General features: G+C 53.2%; 17 protein-coding genes. 4 read left to right on the top strand and 13 right to left on the bottom strand.

The genetic code is table 11. The features are described from left to right. Positions 1-145: 145 nt before the first annotated feature. Positions 146-1,198, top strand: a complete 1,053-nt coding sequence (gene fbaB, locus SK34_RS03295) for a class I fructose-bisphosphate aldolase (protein ID WP_003027312.1) — start codon at positions 146-148, stop codon at positions 1,196-1,198. A gap of 22 nt (positions 1,199-1,220) precedes the next feature. Here the strand turns inward: fbaB and yegS are convergent, their stop codons facing one another. From yegS to SK34_RS03260, 7 genes are all read right to left on the bottom strand, one after another. Further along, a complete protein-coding gene (yegS, locus tag SK34_RS03290; RefSeq protein ID WP_003027310.1) occupies positions 1,221-2,120 on the bottom strand; it encodes a lipid kinase YegS in 900 nt (299 codons plus the stop codon). A 131-nt stretch (positions 2,121-2,251) separates the two neighbouring features. Next, positions 2,252-2,983 (bottom strand): arginine ABC transporter substrate-binding protein ArtJ, encoded by a 732-nt coding sequence (artJ, locus tag SK34_RS03285; protein WP_003027308.1) that lies wholly within the window; start codon positions 2,981-2,983, stop codon positions 2,252-2,254. A 262-nt stretch (positions 2,984-3,245) separates the two neighbouring features. Continuing rightward, positions 3,246-3,914 (bottom strand): arginine ABC transporter permease ArtM, encoded by a 669-nt coding sequence (gene artM, locus SK34_RS03280; protein ID WP_003840185.1) that lies wholly within the window; start codon positions 3,912-3,914, stop codon positions 3,246-3,248. Then, positions 3,914-4,630, bottom strand: a complete 717-nt coding sequence (gene artQ / locus SK34_RS03275; RefSeq protein WP_003027301.1) for an arginine ABC transporter permease ArtQ — start codon at positions 4,628-4,630, stop codon at positions 3,914-3,916. Before artQ ends, artM begins: the two co-directional genes overlap by 1 nt. 6 nt (positions 4,631-4,636) lie before the next feature. Continuing rightward, positions 4,637-5,368, bottom strand: coding sequence for an arginine ABC transporter substrate-binding protein ArtI (gene artI / locus SK34_RS03270; RefSeq protein ID WP_003027298.1), 732 nt, complete (start codon positions 5,366-5,368; stop codon positions 4,637-4,639). Positions 5,369-5,384: 16 nt separating this feature from the next. Next, positions 5,385-6,113, bottom strand: coding sequence for an arginine ABC transporter ATP-binding protein ArtP (gene artP / locus SK34_RS03265; RefSeq protein ID WP_003027295.1), 729 nt, complete (start codon positions 6,111-6,113; stop codon positions 5,385-5,387). Positions 6,114-6,338: 225 nt separating this feature from the next. Then, positions 6,339-6,854, bottom strand: coding sequence for a lipoprotein (locus SK34_RS03260; RefSeq protein WP_003027292.1), 516 nt, complete (start codon positions 6,852-6,854; stop codon positions 6,339-6,341). 126 nt (positions 6,855-6,980) lie between these two features. Here SK34_RS03260 and SK34_RS03255 point away from each other — a divergent pair, with 126 nt between their 5' ends. Together SK34_RS03255 and SK34_RS03250 are read left to right on the top strand one after the other, a co-directional pair. Further along, on the top strand, positions 6,981-7,304 hold the full coding sequence (locus tag SK34_RS03255) for a heavy metal-binding domain-containing protein (protein WP_001160725.1): 324 nt from the start codon (positions 6,981-6,983) through the stop codon (positions 7,302-7,304). Beyond that, positions 7,301-8,131: an N-acetylmuramoyl-L-alanine amidase gene (locus SK34_RS03250; protein WP_003027275.1), complete on the top strand. Its 831-nt coding sequence runs from the start codon at positions 7,301-7,303 to the stop codon at positions 8,129-8,131. The genes SK34_RS03255 and SK34_RS03250 overlap by 4 nt, the downstream gene beginning before the upstream one ends. Positions 8,132-8,236: 105 nt before the next feature. Here the strand turns inward: SK34_RS03250 and SK34_RS03245 are convergent, their stop codons facing one another. From SK34_RS03245 to poxB, 4 genes are all read right to left on the bottom strand, one after another. Further along, positions 8,237-9,250: an NAD-dependent epimerase/dehydratase family protein gene (locus SK34_RS03245; protein WP_003840192.1), complete on the bottom strand. Its 1,014-nt coding sequence runs from the start codon at positions 9,248-9,250 to the stop codon at positions 8,237-8,239. 97 nt (positions 9,251-9,347) lie between these two features. Further along, entirely contained in the window at positions 9,348-10,778 is a 1,431-nt protein-coding gene (locus SK34_RS03240) for an SDR family oxidoreductase (protein WP_048217429.1), read from the bottom strand. A 10-nt stretch (positions 10,779-10,788) separates the two neighbouring features. Beyond that, a complete protein-coding gene (gene ltaE / locus SK34_RS03235; RefSeq protein ID WP_044711367.1) occupies positions 10,789-11,790 on the bottom strand; it encodes a low-specificity L-threonine aldolase in 1,002 nt (333 codons plus the stop codon). A gap of 36 nt (positions 11,791-11,826) precedes the next feature. Then, positions 11,827-13,545 carry a ubiquinone-dependent pyruvate dehydrogenase gene (gene poxB, locus SK34_RS03230; protein WP_003027264.1) on the bottom strand — a complete coding sequence of 573 codons (1,719 nt, stop codon included), beginning with the start codon at positions 13,543-13,545 and terminating at the stop codon, positions 11,827-11,829. Between the two features lie 153 nt (positions 13,546-13,698). On the opposite strand from poxB, the gene SK34_RS03225 reads away from it, so the two are divergent. Beyond that, positions 13,699-14,133, top strand: coding sequence for a DoxX family protein (locus SK34_RS03225; RefSeq protein WP_003840198.1), 435 nt, complete (start codon positions 13,699-13,701; stop codon positions 14,131-14,133). A gap of 76 nt (positions 14,134-14,209) precedes the next feature. On the opposite strand, the gene SK34_RS03220 is transcribed toward SK34_RS03225, so the two are convergent. Both SK34_RS03220 and hcr read right to left on the bottom strand, forming a co-directional pair. Continuing rightward, entirely contained in the window at positions 14,210-15,823 is a 1,614-nt protein-coding gene (locus SK34_RS03220; protein WP_048232353.1) for an FAD-NAD(P)-binding protein, read from the bottom strand. A gap of 200 nt (positions 15,824-16,023) precedes the next feature. Then, the gene (gene hcr / locus SK34_RS03215; RefSeq protein WP_003027256.1) at positions 16,024-16,992 is read right to left on the bottom strand and encodes an NADH oxidoreductase; all 969 of its coding nucleotides are present in this window, start codon (positions 16,990-16,992) and stop codon (positions 16,024-16,026) included. Positions 16,993-17,001: the final 9 nt, after the last annotated feature.

Below are 17,001 nucleotides of genomic sequence, written 5' to 3'. Positions count from 1 at the left end.
TGAATCGAGCCAGCAGAAGTTGCTGAAAAGTGCGCTAAAGATGGAAAAAATACGCAGTCGGTACCAGGCTTAATGCTGCCCGCAAAAAGGCGGGTCAGGACAATCCACATTCCGGTTTCAAATCGGAAATTACGGGAGCATAGCTATGACTGATATTGCGCAGTTGCTTGGCAAAGACGCCGACAACCTTTTACAGCATCGTTGTATGACCATTCCTTCTGATCAACTTTACCTGCCTGGACATGATTACGTCGACCGTGTGATGGTGGATAACAATCGGCCGCCTGCCGTGCTGCGTAACATGCAGACGCTGTATAACACGGGTCGACTGGCCGGGACAGGGTATCTGTCGATTCTACCGGTGGACCAGGGGGTAGAGCACTCCGCTGGCGCATCGTTTGCGGCTAACCCGCTGTACTTTGATCCGAAGAATATTGTGGAGCTGGCTATCGAAGCAGGGTGTAACTGCGTGGCATCGACCTATGGCGTGCTGGCTTCTGTCTCCCGTCGCTACGCGCACCGCATTCCGTTCCTCGTTAAAATTAACCACAACGAAACGCTGAGTTATCCGAATACGTTCGACCAGACGCTGTATGCCAGCGTAGAGCAGGCGTTCAATATGGGCGCGGTTGCGGTAGGGGCAACCATCTATTTCGGTTCTGAGGAGTCTCGCCGCCAGATTGAGGAGATTTCGGCCGCGTTTGAGCGCGCCCATGAGCTGGGTATGGTTACCGTGTTGTGGGCGTATCTGCGTAACTCCGCGTTTAAAAAAGATGGCGTGGATTACCATGTTTCTGCCGATCTTACCGGACAGGCTAACCATCTGGCTGCCACTATCGGAGCGGATATCGTTAAGCAGAAAATGGCGGAAAATAACGGTGGGTATAAAGCGGTTAATTTTGGCTACACCGACGATCGCGTCTACACCAAGTTGACCAGCGAGAATCCAATTGACCTGGTACGTTATCAACTGGCGAACTGTTATATGGGGCGCGCCGGGTTAATTAACTCCGGCGGCGCGGCTGGCGGCGAAACCGATCTCAGTGATGCGGTACGTACGGCGGTGATTAACAAACGAGCAGGCGGCATGGGGCTGATTCTTGGACGCAAAGCATTCAAGAAAACCATGGCCGACGGCGTTAAGCTGATTAACGCCGTGCAGGATGTTTATCTGGACAGCAAAGTTACCATCGCCTGATTACAGCCGGGGTGTCGTTGTGTTAGCGCAACAGTGGACAACCCGGCGGCAGTCTGCAACGTAACGCCTCAGGCAGGATTTCAATATGAAACTCCTGTCCGCTGAGCGGTTCGCCGTCAAGATTAAAGGTAATTTCGTGTGGGGCGCGGATATCAAACCACGATGATGCGCCCTCGATGATGTTAGGGTTGTCTTCGGATTGCGTTAACGCCGAAAGCAGCCCTGGCAACAGTTCTTCGCCGGTAAAAATGCGCAGTTGCAACAGACCATCGTTGATCAGCGCCGTTGGGCAAAGCTGTTGCCCGCCACCAGCCTGACGACCATTACCGATACCAATCACCAGCGCCTTACCCTGCCAGTGAAAATCTTCCCCACGAATATCGCAGACGTCGGGTTTGAGCGTATCCATGCGCATTAATCCGTGGATAAAGTATGATACGCCACCCAACGCAGCTTTGAGTTTTTCCGGCGTTTCGGTAGTGATACGTGTGCCGAAGCCGCCGGTCGCCATGTTGATAAAACAGGTTTTATCATTGACCTGCACCATATCGATCGCTGTCGCATTTGCGGCGATAGCCAGCTTTAACGCCTTATCAAGGTCGTCGGGTATCCCCACGCTGGTGGCAAAATCATTTGCCGTTCCCAACGGTAAAATACCCAGCGCCGGAATATTGTCGCCCTGCGACTGGATCAGCGCCGTCGAAACTTCGTTGATGGTGCCGTCGCCGCCGCCGGCAATCACCGTTTCAACGCCTAGCTGACGAGCTTCATCAACGTAGCGTTGGGCATCGCCTTTTTCCCAGGTCACGCGAACATGGATTTCCACGCCTTCATCGCGAAGCTTCGCAATGGCATCACGCAGGGGGAGATTATCAGCACTTTTTCCATTGAGGATCAGTAAACTGGCAGGGAACGCTATCATCCGTTTGCCTCACTTTTTTTCGTTTTAACAAGTGTATGCCAGGAAAGTGTTTATGGCGTAAGAACTGACTGAAAGCGCAGGCGAAGAGATAAAAAAAGCCGCAGAGCGCGGCTTTTCAGATTGGGCAGACGTTACTGCGGGAACCACTGATCGCTGATTTTCTGGTACGTGCCGTCAGCTTTGATTGCCGCCAGCGCGCTGTTCAGTTTTTCCAGCAGGGCTTTGTTATCCGGGCGAACCGCGATGCCAAGGCCAGTACCGAAGTATTGCGGGTCGGTTACTTTGTCAGTGGCTACGCCTAACTGCGGGTTGGTTTTCAGCCACTCGTTAACCACAGCAGTATCGCCAAATACGCCATCAATACGGCCATTTTTCAGGTCGATAATCGCATTCTGATAGCTATCGTAGGCCACGGTTTTCACCTCAGGATGTTTATCCTGCAGGTATTTCTGATGGGTGGTGCCGTTTTCCATACCGATGCGCTTACCTTTCAGGTCGGCAAAGGTTTTATAGGTGTCTTTTTTCGCAATCACCAGCGCGGAGTTGGCATAGTAAGGCTGAGTAAATGCAACCTGCTTGCTACGCTCAGGTGTGATATCCATTCCGGAAATAACCGCATCATATTTCTTGAATTTCAGCGCGGGGATCAGGCTATCGAAAGCGTGATTGGTGAAAGTACATTCTGCCTGCATTTGTTTGCACAGCGCCGTTGCCAGGTCGATGTCAAAACCGACAATCTTATTGCTGGCGTCCAGTGATTCAAATGGCGGATACGTGGCTGATACACCGAAACTAATTTTATCAGCAGCTGAGGCGCCAGCGGCGAAAGTAGCAAGTAATGCGGCCAGTACTAACTTTTTCATGGTGGAACTCCCGTCTGTCAATCTTATGATTATTTACCGTGTCTGCGGCGTGGATTAACAATGCCATTTAATGAATTTATATGCAATAAAAATGATTAGATATTTTTAATGACATAAAAAAAGACGGACAATTTAGGTTGTTGTCCGTCTTTATTATTTTAATTTATGCATATTTGCCGGATGGTGGTGCTAGCACCTTATCCGGCCTACAAAAGGTGCATGAACCGTAGGCCTGATAAGCGTAGCGCCATCAGGCATATGCTTAATTCCGATGTTCAAACGCCAGCGCTTTACGCTCTATTAAGCGCATCATCAGCGTCAGCAAGCCGTTGACGATCAGGTAAATCACACCCGCAGCACCGAATACCATAACGTCATAAGTACGGCCGTACAGCAGCTGGCTATAACCCATGACTTCCATCAGGGTGATGGTGTAAGCCAGTGAGGTACTTTTAAATACCAGCACCACTTCGTTGGAATATGAGGAGAGGGCGCGTTTAAAGGCGTACGGCAACAGAATAGCCAGCGTATCCTTTTTGCTCATCCCCAATGCACCGCAGGACTGCCACTGGCCTTCCGGGATTGCACGGATAGCGCCGTAGAACAGTTGCGTGGTGTAGGCCGCACTGTTTAACGACAGCGCAATTAAGGCGCATAACCAGGGTTCAGAGAGCAGATGCCACAGTACCGGATATTCTTGCAATGCCGGAAACTGTCCTGGTCCGTAGTAGATCAGGAAGATTTGCACCAGCAGCGGTGTACCGGTGAACAGCGTGATATAAGCGCGAACCAGCCACACCAGTACCGGCGTTTTCAGCGTCAGGATGACGGTGAAGATCAGCGCCAGTACCAGAGCAACCACGATGGAGGCGACCGTCAGCGTCAGGCTGGTATGCAGCCCTTTCAACAATTCAGGTAAATACTCAAGCATCATCCTGGTCTCCGCTCAAAACGTGTCGCGCGCAGGTCAATGCGTTTGAGAATGTACTGACTCACCAGCGTAATCACCAGGTAAATAGCGGCCGCCACAATGTACCAGGTAAACGGCTCCTGGGTACGGGTAGCGATGCTCTTGGTTTGCAACATCAGATCGTTCACGCTGATAAGGCTGACCAGCGCGGTATCTTTCAGCAATACCAGCCACTGGTTACCCAGTCCCGGTAAGGCATGACGCCACATCTGCGGCATCACCAGACGAAAGAAGATCGCGGCTTTAGACAAACCTAACGCCTGACCTGACTCCCATTGCCCGAGTGGCACGGCCTTCAGCGCGCCACGCAGCGTTTGCGACGCGTAAGCGGCATACAGCAATGACAGTGCAATGACACCGCACAGGAACGGGCTGACGTCGAAGTTTTCGATCTGCATCTGAACCGGGATTTGTACAAACCCGAGATTGATCGTAAAGCCATCGGCCAGCGTCAGCAGCAGTTGTGAGGAGCCGAAATAGATAAACAGAACCACCAGAATTTCTGGCAGACCGCGCAGGATGGTGACCAGGGCCGAGCCCGCCCATGCCACCGGGCGCCATTTTACTGACTCCCAGACGGCAAAAAACATGGCGAGCGCAAGGCCAATGATCAGCGCACAAACGGCAAGGCCGACGGTCATCCCGGCGGCGCTTGCTAAAGGAAAAAATTCATTCATCAAATATTACTTCTGGAACCATTTGTTGTAGATGGTCTCGTAAGTCCCATCTTTCTTCACTTTTTCCAGCGCAGCGTTAAATTTCTGCTGCAGCTCGGTATTGCCCTGGCGCACAGCGATGCCCAGACCAGTACCGAAGTAATCTTTATCCGTGACTTTGTCGCCAACCGCGGCCAGTTTTGGATTGTCTTTCAGCCACTCTGTTACTACTGCGGTATCACCAAAGACGCCGTCAATACGACCGTTTTGCAGATCGAGTTTGGCATTCTGATAGCTGTCATACGGCACGGTAGTCACTTCCGGATGTTTATCCATGATGAATTTCTGGTGCGTCGTCCCGTTTTGAACGCCGACTTTTTTGCCTTTCAGCTGATCAATGCTGGTGTATTTACCCTGTTGGCCAACAAACAGCGCAGAGTTGTCGTAGTAAGGGGTGGTGAACAGAACCTGTTTTTCACGCTCAGGCGTGATGTCCATACCGGCCATCACCGCGTCAAAACGACGGAATTTCAGGCTCGGGATCAGGCTGTCGAAGGCCTGATTGGTGAAGGTACAGGTAGCGTCAATCTCTTTACACAGCGCATTCGCCAGATCAACGTCAAACCCTACGATCTTGTTGTTAGCATCGATCGATTCAAACGGAGGATAAGACGCTTCGGTGGCGAAACGAATGGTTTGGGCTGCGGTAGCGGAAAGGCTAAAACCTGCGATTAGCGCGGCAATCAGAACTTTTTTCATTGTATTGTCCCGAATCTTAGTGAGAAAGATAGTTTTTAAACGCTTCGGTTTGCGGGTTGGCAAAGCAGCTCGCATCCCCAAACTCGACGATATGACCGTTTTCCATGTACACCACGCGACTGGCCGTTTTACGAGCAACTTCCACTTCGTGGGTGACGATCACCTGAGTAATATTGGTTTCCGCCAGCTCACGAATGATGCTGACGATTTGGGCGGTGATTTCCGGGTCAAGCGCTGCGGTAGGCTCATCAAACAGCAGCACCTGTGGTTCCATCATCAACGCGCGGGCAATGGCCACACGCTGCTGCTGGCCGCCGGACAGATGCAGTGGATAGCGATCGCTGTACGGCTTCAGACGCAGTCGTTCCAGCAGTTTCTCGGCACGCGCCATCGCTTGCTCTTTTGTCAGACCTAGTACGCGGCAGGGCGCTTCAATCAGGTTCTGCACCACCGTGAGATGCGGCCAAAGATTATATTGCTGGAAGACCATGCCCACGTTTTGACGCAGATCCCGAATGGCTTTATCTGACGGGGTTTTCGTGAAGTCGAAACGGTTACCCGCAATAGAGAGCGTGCCCGAGCGCGGCATCTCAAGCAGGTTGAGTACGCGCAGTAGCGAGCTTTTCCCGGCTCCACTTGGGCCAAGTAACACCAGTGTTTCACCCTGAGGGCAATCCAGCGTGATATCGAACAGCGCCTGATGTGCGCCGTAGAAGCAGTTAATGCCGTTTAATTGAATACTCATTGACACTCGATACTGGCAGTCTGATAGCTATTGAAGCCGCAGATACTACCTTTGACAGAATAGTTATGCAATATTTATGCGTTAAAAGTTAAATGCAAACCGCATTCTTCTCTAAACATAGCACAAAATAGCGGGGCCACCAGTGGGCAAGAATAATTGTCGGCATTCTATGCAGAATGCCAGACAATTAATGGGGGTTATGATTTGGGCGAGTAAATGGCGCGATTAACGGTTTTCGACAGACTGGCGCAACGTCCCGGCTGGCGCGTGTACGCTGCCGCCCAGATAGCGTACATCATCAACGACCCAGCACTGGCCTTCGCGGATCATCAGCACTTCATCACGCCAGCTCTGGTCACCCTGTTTCAGCTCTACGCGTAGCGGAATGTTGCGTGCATCACTATTCGGAATAGTCGATGCGCTGGCGACGCTGGCACTGTCCGGTAACGTAGCCCGACTGGAGAACGGATCGCTGTTAAACAGGTCGCGGTGTGCATTATCGCGGCTGGCGTCGGTCAGCAGTTTAGCCAGGTTGTCGCTAAGGTATGGACGAAGTGGGGTAAGATCATTGTTTCGATGCTGAATACGGTAATCATAGAATTGTTGAGCCACGCTGTCTGGCCCGCCTTCTACGCATGAACCGCTACGCGTGCCGTTATCTTTATAGACCGGCGTCACGGTCGTACAGGCGCTGAGAAGTAGTGCAAATGGAACCAGCAGAGAGAGTTTCGAGTAGCGCATAATGATTTCCTTATTAGCTTTCTACTATTAGTGTTCTACGTTGATAGAATATATCCTTTCAATGATAGTGGATCGGTTCGATAATGCTTTTGAGATCGTGCTCTTAGCGCAAAAAGGAGATTAACCATGCAGTTTTCGACTACCCCTACGCTGGAAGGGCAGAGCATCGTGGAATACTGCGGTGTTGTGACTGGCGAAGCCATTTTAGGTGCGAATATTTTCCGCGATTTTTTCGCTGGCATTCGCGATATTGTCGGCGGTCGCTCCGGCGCGTATGAAAAAGAGCTGCGTAAAGCGCGTGAAATTGCTTTCCAGGAGCTGGGCGAACAGGCCAAAGCGCTGGGTGCTGATGCGGTGGTCGGTATTGATATTGATTACGAAACCGTGGGCAAAGACGGCAGTATGCTGATGGTGAGCGTCAGCGGTACCGCGGTGAAAACTCGCCGATGAAGCGTCTGTTGTGTCTGCTGGCATTTACGCTGTTGCTGGTGGGATGTGCTGGCGAAAAAGGGATTGTCGACAAAGACGGGTATCAGTTAGATACCCGCCGTCAGGCACAGGCTGCTTATCCACGCATTAAAGTGCTGGTTATCCATTACACGGCCGATGATTTTGACTCTTCTCTGGCTACGCTGACCGATAAAAACGTCAGCTCGCACTATTTGATCCCGGCTGTGCCGCCGCTCTACCACGGCAAACCGCGTATCTGGCAACTGGTGCCGGAAAAAGATCTGGCCTGGCATGCGGGGATTAGCTTCTGGCGTGGCGCTACGCGTATTAACGATACCTCAATTGGCATTGAGCTGGAAAACCGCGGCTGGCAAAAATCGGCAGGGATAAAATATTTTGCGCCGTTTGAGCCCGCGCAGATTCAGGCGCTGATCCCATTGGCGAAAGATATTATCGCCCGCTACGACATAAAACCGCAGAACGTGGTAGCCCATGCGGACATCGCGCCGCAACGTAAGGACGATCCTGGACCGCTTTTCCCATGGAAAGTGCTGGCCGAACAGGGAATTGGCGCGTGGCCGGACACTCAGCGCGTAGCGTTTTATCTTGCCGGGCGAGCGCCTCATACGCCGGTAGCAACCGAATCTTTACTCGATCTGCTGTCGCGTTACGGCTATGAGATAAAATCTGATATGACGCCGCGCGAACAGCAGCGGGTGATTATGGCCTTCCAGATGCACTTCCGCCCGACGCTGTGGAACGGCGTGGCGGATGCAGAAACTCAGGCGATTGCCGAAGCGTTACTGGAAAAATACGGGCAGGGTTAACGCAGAATACCAATGCCTGATGGTGCTTCGCTTATCAGGCCTACGGCTAATTTAGGCTGGATTTTGTAGGCCGGATAAGGCGCTTGCGCCGCCATCCGGCAATGGTTAACGCGGCAGCTTACCGTGGTCGCGCAGCCAGGCCGCGGTACGTTCAATCCCTGCATCCAGCGTCACAATGGGCTGATAACCCAACTCTTCCTGAGCGCGGGTAGTATCCAGCGTAAAATCAAAATTTAGCTTCGAGACGCCGTAATGCGTCAGCTTTGGCTCTTTTGCCGATTTATTGCCTAAACGCTCCATGCTGCGGGCAATCATGTCCAGCATCGGGTAAGGAACGGAGCGGATCCGACAATCAATATTCAGCTCGTCGATGAGCTTCTGCACAATGCTGCGCAGAGTGCGATGCTCGCCGTTGGTAATGTTGTACGCGCGACCTGACGGCAGCTTATCGCAGGCTTGCTGACTTGCCAGCCACATCGCGTGCACTGCATTTTCGTAGTAGGTCATATCTACCAGCGCACTTCCGCCGTGCGGCAACAGGATGCTGCCATAGTGGTACATCATATGGGCCAGGCGCGGGATAAAGACCTTATCGTGTGGTCCGAACAGGCTTTGCGGACGCAATACCGTAAAACGCGTCTGCGGGTTGGCCTGCGCCAGCAACGCAATCACGTCTTCGCCAGCTGCTTTGCTGCGGGCAAATTCATTGGCGAAGCGGTGCGGGCGAAAGTCCTCTTTGATATCGCGATGGTGGTGATAATCAAAATAGAGCGACGGCGAGGAGATATGAATGAAGTTGCGAACACCCCAGGCCACGGCCCACTCGCCCAGACGACGAGTTGCGCGAACGTTGGCCAGATCGAAGGCTTCCTGAGTTCCCCACGGTGAGGTAAAACTGGAGCAGTGCCACAGCGTGTCGATGCCGGCAAGCATCACTTTTGCTTGCGAAGAAACCAGCTCGGTCAAATCCGCATGCACAAACTCTGCGCCCATTTTCTCCAGCAGCTTGCCCATCGCTTCGTTGCGACCGGTGGCTCTGACGCTGACGCCTTTGCTGCATAAAAATTCAACCGCGTTTCGGCCCAAGCCGCTGGTGGCTCCGGTAACCAGTACCTTCATATCAATCCACTGTGTTTAAAAAACGTCGTGCGCATTCTTCCGTGAAATACGCCTGTATGCAATGGGAAACATGAAAGAATACAGGCTCTTTTTATCATTAGTCTGTGATTTGTTCTGCAAGTTTGGCTATACGCTTCGCCATCCCCCTGAAAATGAACAGGTGGGCGGGGATCATCAACAGCCAGTAGAAGAGGCCAGGCATACCGTGTGGATGCCACCAGGCGCGTACATCAATGCGTCGATGATCGCCTTTATCTTCCAGTGTGAAGCTCAGGCGACCCAATCCCGGTGCTTTCATCCCAAACAGCAGCGTCAGCTGTTTCTCCGGCTCAACGATGATGACTTTCCAGCTATCAACGGTGTCGCCAACTTGCAATAGTGGGTGTTCGGGACGACCTTTTGCCAGCTTATGGCCGACCAGCAGGTCCAAGGCCGCGCGCGTCTTCCATAGAATATTGCCAAAGAAATAGCCTTCTTTGCCGCCGAGTCGATTCACTACCTGCCACAGTGCTTTTTTGCTGGCGGCGGTTTCAACGCTAAAGCCAGCTTGTTTGGCGAAATAGCCATATTCTGGACGCCAGCGGGCAAACGCCTGTGCGTCGTAACCCCAGTCGCTGGAGTTGACCAGCTTTTCTTCTTCCTTCAACGTACTGCGCACCGCATCATCAAAGGCAATCAGCTTTTGCGGGATCAGCGCACGTAGTTTGGTGTCATCGGCCAGCAGGTCGTGTTTTAAGCCCTGGATCAGCGCCTTGGCCGTGGTTGGCGGCACTGACGTAATGACGTTTAAAAACCAGACCGAAATCCAGCGGGTAGGGAAGGGGATGGGGATGAGCAGGCGATGTTTACCGCTGACCGCCATAAAATGCTCGAACTGTTCCTGATAGCTCAACACCTGCGGGCCGGCTGCTTCGAGTACGCGGTGATGTTGCGTGGGATGATCCAACAACGCCACCAGGTAGTACATCAAATTCTCCAGCGCGATGGGTGTGGTACGTGAGCGCACCCAGCGCGGAGGGGTGAGTACCGGCAGGTTGTAGACCATGTCGCGCATCACTTCAAAGGCAGCGGAACCTGCCCCCACGATAATGCCCGCGCGCAATTCCGTCATTGGCACGCCTGATTCACGCAGAGTATCTGCGGTTATCTGTCGCGCACGCAGATGATCGGATTGTTCATGCCGGGGAGCCTGTAATGAGCTCAGGAAAATAAGCTGTTTGACCGCTGTATTACGCAGTGCATCGCGGACGTTCATCGCCACCTGACGTTCGTGGGCGATAAAATCACCGCCTTCACCCATGCCATGGACCAGGTAATAAACCGTATCAACACCCACCAGTAGCGGGGTGAGGTTATCTGGCCAATTCAAATCGACCTTATGGCAACTGACGTTGGCCAGTTGCTGCTTTTCCAGTCGTTCAATGCGACGTGCCGCAGCCAACACCTGATGCCCTTGCTGACTGAGCGCCTGTACCAAATGCTGACCAATGTAGCCACTGGCGCCAAGAACCAAAATCCGTTGCGGCACGCCCATCTCCTTATTGGGTTAAAAAAGTGCGCCAGTGGGCGACGACTTCAGCAAGTTGTTCACGTGATACGTCAAGATGCATCACCAGGCGCACAATCGGGGAGGCGTTAATCAGCACACCCTGCGCTTTCATATATTCACCCAGCGCGGCCGCGTGCTCTTCGCCAACGCGCACAAACAGCATGTTGGTGTCGTGGCGCATGACGTCCGCCCCTGCTTCGCGCAGTTGCTCCGCCATCCAGGCGGCGTTGTCATGGTCTTCCTGCAAACGCGCCACGTTATTTTTCAGCGCATACAGTCCGGCCGCCGCCAAAATACCCGCCTGGCGCATTCCGCCGCCGGTCATTTTGCGCCAGCGAATGGCACGCTTGATGTACTCGTGGCTGCCGACCAGCAGCGAGCCTACCGGCGTTCCCAGACCTTTGGAAAGACAAATGGTGAACGAGTCGCAGTATTGCGTGACATCTTTAAGCTCACAGCCATAGGCGACGACGGCGTTAAAAATACGCGCGCCGTCGACGTGCAGGGCAAGATTGCGCTCCCGGGTGAATTCCCAGGCCTCTTTCAGATACTCGCGCGGCAGCACTTTTCCGTTATGCGTGTTTTCCAGACTGAGCAGACGGGTGCGGGCAAAATGGATATCGTCTGCTTTGATTTTTGCTGCCACTTTGTCCAGCGGCAGGGAGCCATCCGGCGCGGCATCGATGGGTTGCGGTTGAATGCTGCCGAGCACCGCTGCGCCACCCGCTTCGTAGAGATAGTTATGCGCGCCCTGACCGGCGATATACTCTTCGCCGCGCTGACAATGGCTGAGCAGTGCAACCAGGTTCGCCTGAGTGCCGGTAGGTAAGAAAATGGCGGCTTCTTTGCCAGAAAGCTCGGCCGCGTATTGCTGGAGGGCATTAACGGTAGGATCATCACCGTAGACGTCGTCCCCGACCGGGGCGGCCATCATCTCTTCGAGCATGGCGCGACTGGGTCGGGTGACAGTATCACTGCGTAAATCAATCACGGGCATTCCTTTTTAAGTGAGGTAATGCCCTCTGTTTTACCTGAGCCAGTTAGTTTTCGCCAGTTCGATCACTTCATCACCGCGTCCGCTGATGATTGCGCGCAGCATATACAGGCTAAAACCTTTGGCTTGTTCGAGCTTGATCTGCGGCGGGATCGCCAGCTCTTCTTTCGCCACCACCACATCGACCAGCACCGGACCGTCAATTGACATCGCCCTTTGCAGCGCCTCATCAACCTCTGAAGATTTCTCCACGCGAATGCCCGTGATGCCACAGGCCTCGGCAATCCGCGCGAAATTCGTGTCGTGCAGTTCGGTGCCGTCAGTCAGATAACCACCAGCTTTCATCTCCATCGCCACAAATCCCAGCACGCTGTTGTTGAAGACAATAATCTTCACCGGTAACTTCATTTGTACCACCGACAGAAAATCGCCCATCAGCATGCTAAAGCCGCCGTCACCGCACATTGCCACAACCTGACGTCCTGGTTCGGTCGCTTGTGCGCCGAGTGCCTGCGGCATGGCATTAGCCATCGACCCGTGGTTAAACGATCCGAGCAGGCGACGTTTGCCGTTCATTTTCAGATAGCGTGCTGCCCACACCGTTGGCGTGCCAACGTCGCAGGTAAAGATGGCATCGTCAGCGGCAAAGTGGCTGATCTGTTGCGCCAGATATTGCGGGTGAATGGCTTTATCGCTGGGTTTGGCTAAATCATCCAGCCCTTTGCGCGCCTCGCGGTAGTGCTCCAGTGCTTTGTCCAGGAACTGCCGCTCGGTTTTCTCTTCCACCAGAGGTAGTAGGGCACGTAACGTGGATTTAATATCGCCTACCAGCGCCATATCAACTTTACTGTGCGCGCCAATACTCGCCGGATTGATATCAATCTGAATAATTTTGGCGTCGGTGGGGTAGAACGGGCGATAGGGGAACTGGGTGCCGAGCAGGATCAGCGTGTCGGCATTCATCATGGTATGGAAGCCGGATGAAAAGCCAATCAGCCCGGTCATACCCACGTCATAGGGGTTATCGTACTCAACATGCTCTTTCCCGCGCAGAGCGTGCACGATCGGGGCTTTGATTTTAGCCGCAAACTCAACCAGCTCTTTATGCGCACCGGCGCAGCCGCTGCCGCACATCAGGGCGATGTTGCTGGAGTAGCGCAGCAGTTGCGCCAGTTTTCTCAGCTCTTCCTCTTCCGGGGTGACTACCGGGAGCGGCGCATGATACCAGTGCGTGGTGGCGCTTTCAGGGGCGGGCTTCAGCGCCACGTCGCCGGGTAATACCACCACGGAGACGCCACGGTTGAGCACCGCTTTACGCATAGCTATAGCCAGCACCTGGGGGATCTGCTCAGGGCTGGAGACCAGCTCGCAATAGTGGCTACATTCACGGAACAACTCTTGCGGGTGGGTCTCCTGAAAATAACCGCTGCCTATTTCACTGGATGGAATATGCGCGGCGATTGCCAGCACCGGAACGTGGTTGCGGTGGCAATCAAACAGGCCGTTAATCAGGTGCAGGTTGCCAGGCCCACACGAGCCTGCGCAGACGGCCAGCTCGCCCGTCAACTGCGCTTCAGCGCCCGCGGCGAAGGCCGCAACCTCTTCATGACGGGTTGGCATCCAGTCAATTGTTCCCATACGATTCAGACTATCACTCAGACCATTTAGCGAGTCACCCGTTACACCCCAAATGCGTTTTACGCCAGCCTGTTCGAGTGTTTTAGCAATAAAAGCGGCAACCGTTTGTTTCATGGTTTTCCTTCTCCTCTAATGTGATACCGGTTACAAGTTTAGATGAAGATAATCGTTATGCTTCTCATTTCCCCCTTATTTCCGGCAGGTTTCATTTAACCTGTATTAAGCGTAGTTTGTTATTGGACATGGTGAAACAAGGAATAAATTCAAATGGTTATAAAACTATTAAATTCAGTTAACCGGGTACTGACTCACGAAGATTTTGGCAAGTTTTTGTTACGCCTTGCCGTCGGTGGGCTGATGCTGTTTCATGGGCTGCATAAACTGTTTGCTGGTATTGATGGCATCAGCGGCATGTTGATAGCGAAAGGTTTCCCGGGCTTTATTGCGTACGGCGTTCTGCTGGGAGAGGTTGTAGCGCCGTGTCTGATTATTCTAGGCATCCTGACGCGTCCTGCGGCGTTGGGGCTGGCGTTTACGATGGTTGTGGCATGGCTGATGGTCGGGATGGGCGAAACCTGGACACTGGATAAAACCGGTGCATGGGCGATTGAAAGTCTGGTGTATTTCTTCATCGGCGCGCTGGCCGTGGCGTTTTTGGGGGCGGGGCGTTACTCCGTTGCAGGAAATTCTGCCTGGCGATAGTTACCATTTGAGAGTCAATACCGAGGCGGGGGTGCGCTGACGGTTTGCCCGCCTCGTCGTTCAATCTGTCGCTAATCTATATGTCATCACTGTTCCATAGTTTGTGCCGACGTCTCAGCGCTCGCTGCGTCAATGCCCTTGCCATCGCGGCGCCTATTTCAGCGCTGACAACCAGTCCCTGAATAAACGGACGATCGTGCATCAACCACGGCAGCCCGCCAAAAGCGATGCGATTGCGGGCGTTTTCCGGCGCTTGCAGCGTGTAATCTTCGCCGATATCCGGGATCTCATCGCCACAGGCCAGCAGTTGATCGCGTAGCGTTGGGAAAGGGATATCTTTGCTCTGCAATGCCCGTTGCCCTCGGGCGTCAATAAACACATCGAATTCGCTGCGTCGACCGTGGTGGTAAATTACCGTCATTTCCTGCTCATTCGTACGCTCATAATCCGCACCAAGTGTGAGGATCTCAATCAGCCCGGCGTCGTGCAGCGCCAGCAGTCGGCGGACTGATTCAGACGGGATTGCCGCATAATTGTCGATAAACACGCGCGCCAGTCCTCGCTTAAAGCGCTTTTCATCAGACGGATCAAGATGTGGGACGATCTCTTCGATTACCTCGTGTAGCCGCAGCAGTGTATAGCGCCACGCGACGGTACGCTGTTCCTGTTTGTTGCGTTCAACTTCAATCAGGTTGCGCTTCGCCCATTCAAAAGGATCGTGCTCAAGCCTGTCGGCAAAGTAGGCCTCGGGGAATGTATCGGCGTTGAGCGTCTCAAGTGCTATCTCTTGGCTCCATTGCGGGGCTGCATCTTGCAGTTGTTGTACAATAATCCGGAAAATGCGGTCCAGTAATCCTTTTTGCCCATGGACAATGACGTCTTCAATTGCTTCAGGCGTTGCGATGTTCAACGATTCACAGGGCAGAGGGCAGTAAAAATCCGCTTCAGGCAGCACACCGCTGCGCGACATTAGGGTCAGCTTCAGGCTTTGGCTGTCGGATTTACAGATAAACTGGAGTGCGTTATCAGCCCCGGTGGTGAAGGCACCGTGTTGGCAGGCCACGGCCATCGCTGCGTCAATCGCGCTGAGTGAGGTGCCGAGAATTCCTACCCGGCAAGCGCTAATCTGGACGTCCATTAGACCTGTCCACGGGCTGGGAAAAAACTTCCGTGTCTGTACATCCGTTTCAGGCCACAGATGGCCGGTGGCGATAGCGGCGAAGTCCACCTCGACAGGCTGTGAAGCATGATTGATCCACAGAGAGACCCCATTCGGGTTTGCGCGCAGGTCGGTGACTTCGCTTGATTCGTTTATGCTAATCGCGAAGCCTGAGCCTCGCGCTTTCTCGACGATAGCGAATAAACGATCGCGATAATAGTCACCGAGGATCACGCGGGGCAAAAATTGCCGTTCATGCAAAGAATTACGTTCAATCCGAAACTGCGCCAGATAGTCATCACTTTGATTCTGTAGCCACGTCAGATAACTGATATAAATCGGTGGGATCTCTATGCTGGCTATATTTGCCAGCATGAAGTCTGCGTTGTTGTCGCTGTTATAAGGCATGCCAACGCCCGCCTGTTCAGCTTGCTCATAAAGCTCTATTTCCAGCGGTTCACCGCGCTCAACCAGGGCATGAAACGTATAAATGCCGGTGGGACCGACGCCGACAATGGCCACTTTTTTCATGGGGATCCTTGTAGAAAGTTCGACGTGGTAGTCCTGGATTATGCTTAATCTGCGAAGTGTAAGTGTGGTCGATAATTTACGGGGGAAGGAGGTATTTTGCCGGGGAGAGTGAAAATATCAGAATTTTGCAGCGCCTGAGAGCATAAAAAAAGGCCACCCGGTACAGCCAGGCAGCCTTTTGCACATCAGATACCGGCCAATTACGCCAGCACTAAATCACCCTGCGGATGGCAGGAACAGGCCAGCACATAACCTTCAGCGATTTCTGCGTCGGTCAGCGTCATGGTGCTGCTGACCGTGTAGTTACCGTCAACCACTTTGGTTTTGCAGCAGCCGCAAACGCCTGCACGGCATGCGGCGACAACCGGAACCTTGTTGCTTTCCAGCGCTTCCAGCAGCGTACTGCCCACCGGCGCATAGAACTCTTTCGCCGGCTGTAGCTTAGTAAACTTCAGACCACTGGTGGCGGCTTCGGCAACAGGTGTGAAGAACTGCTCTTTAAAGAAGCGCGTCACACCCAGTGCTTTGACTTCTTTCTCGACCAGATCCATATACGGTGCCGGGCCACAGGTCATCACGGTACGCGAGGTCAGATCCGGTACGCTTTTCAGCAGTTCGGTAGTCAGTCGGCCGGAAACAAAACCTTCGGTGGCATTGTTTTCAGCAACTAATGTCACCGGATATTCACGCCACTCGTCGGCAAAAATGACATCTTGCGGCGAGCGAACGTTAAAGATTACCTGTACATCCGCTTGCGGGCGGTACTTTGCCAACCAGCGACGCATTGACATGATTGGCGTAACACCACAGCCTGCGGCCAGCATCAGGAACTTGTCTTCCGCTTTATCTTCACAGGTGAACTCACCCATGGCATCGGACAGCCAGATATAGTCGCCGCGCTTCACGTCGCGGGTTAGCCACTGTGAACCTGCACCATCGTCAATCCGGCGGATGGTCAACGTAATGTACTCGCTAACGCCCGGCGTTGAGGAAATGGTGTAAGCACGCAGCGTATCCGCTGAATTACGTACGCTGACCAGTGCATACTGCCCGGCGCGGTAAGGATAATAATCGTGGCACAGCAACGAAATTGTCCATACATCCGGCGTTTCCTGATGGATGTGGTGAACCTGCATCCGCCATGGGCACTGATGAGTTGGCATTGTCATTCTTTACTC

It is taken from the genome of Citrobacter sp. MGH104, assembly GCF_001034485.1.
GTDB lineage: Bacteria > Pseudomonadota > Gammaproteobacteria > Enterobacterales > Enterobacteriaceae > Citrobacter > Citrobacter freundii.
This window is presented reverse-complemented; position numbering and strand designations above follow the sequence as displayed.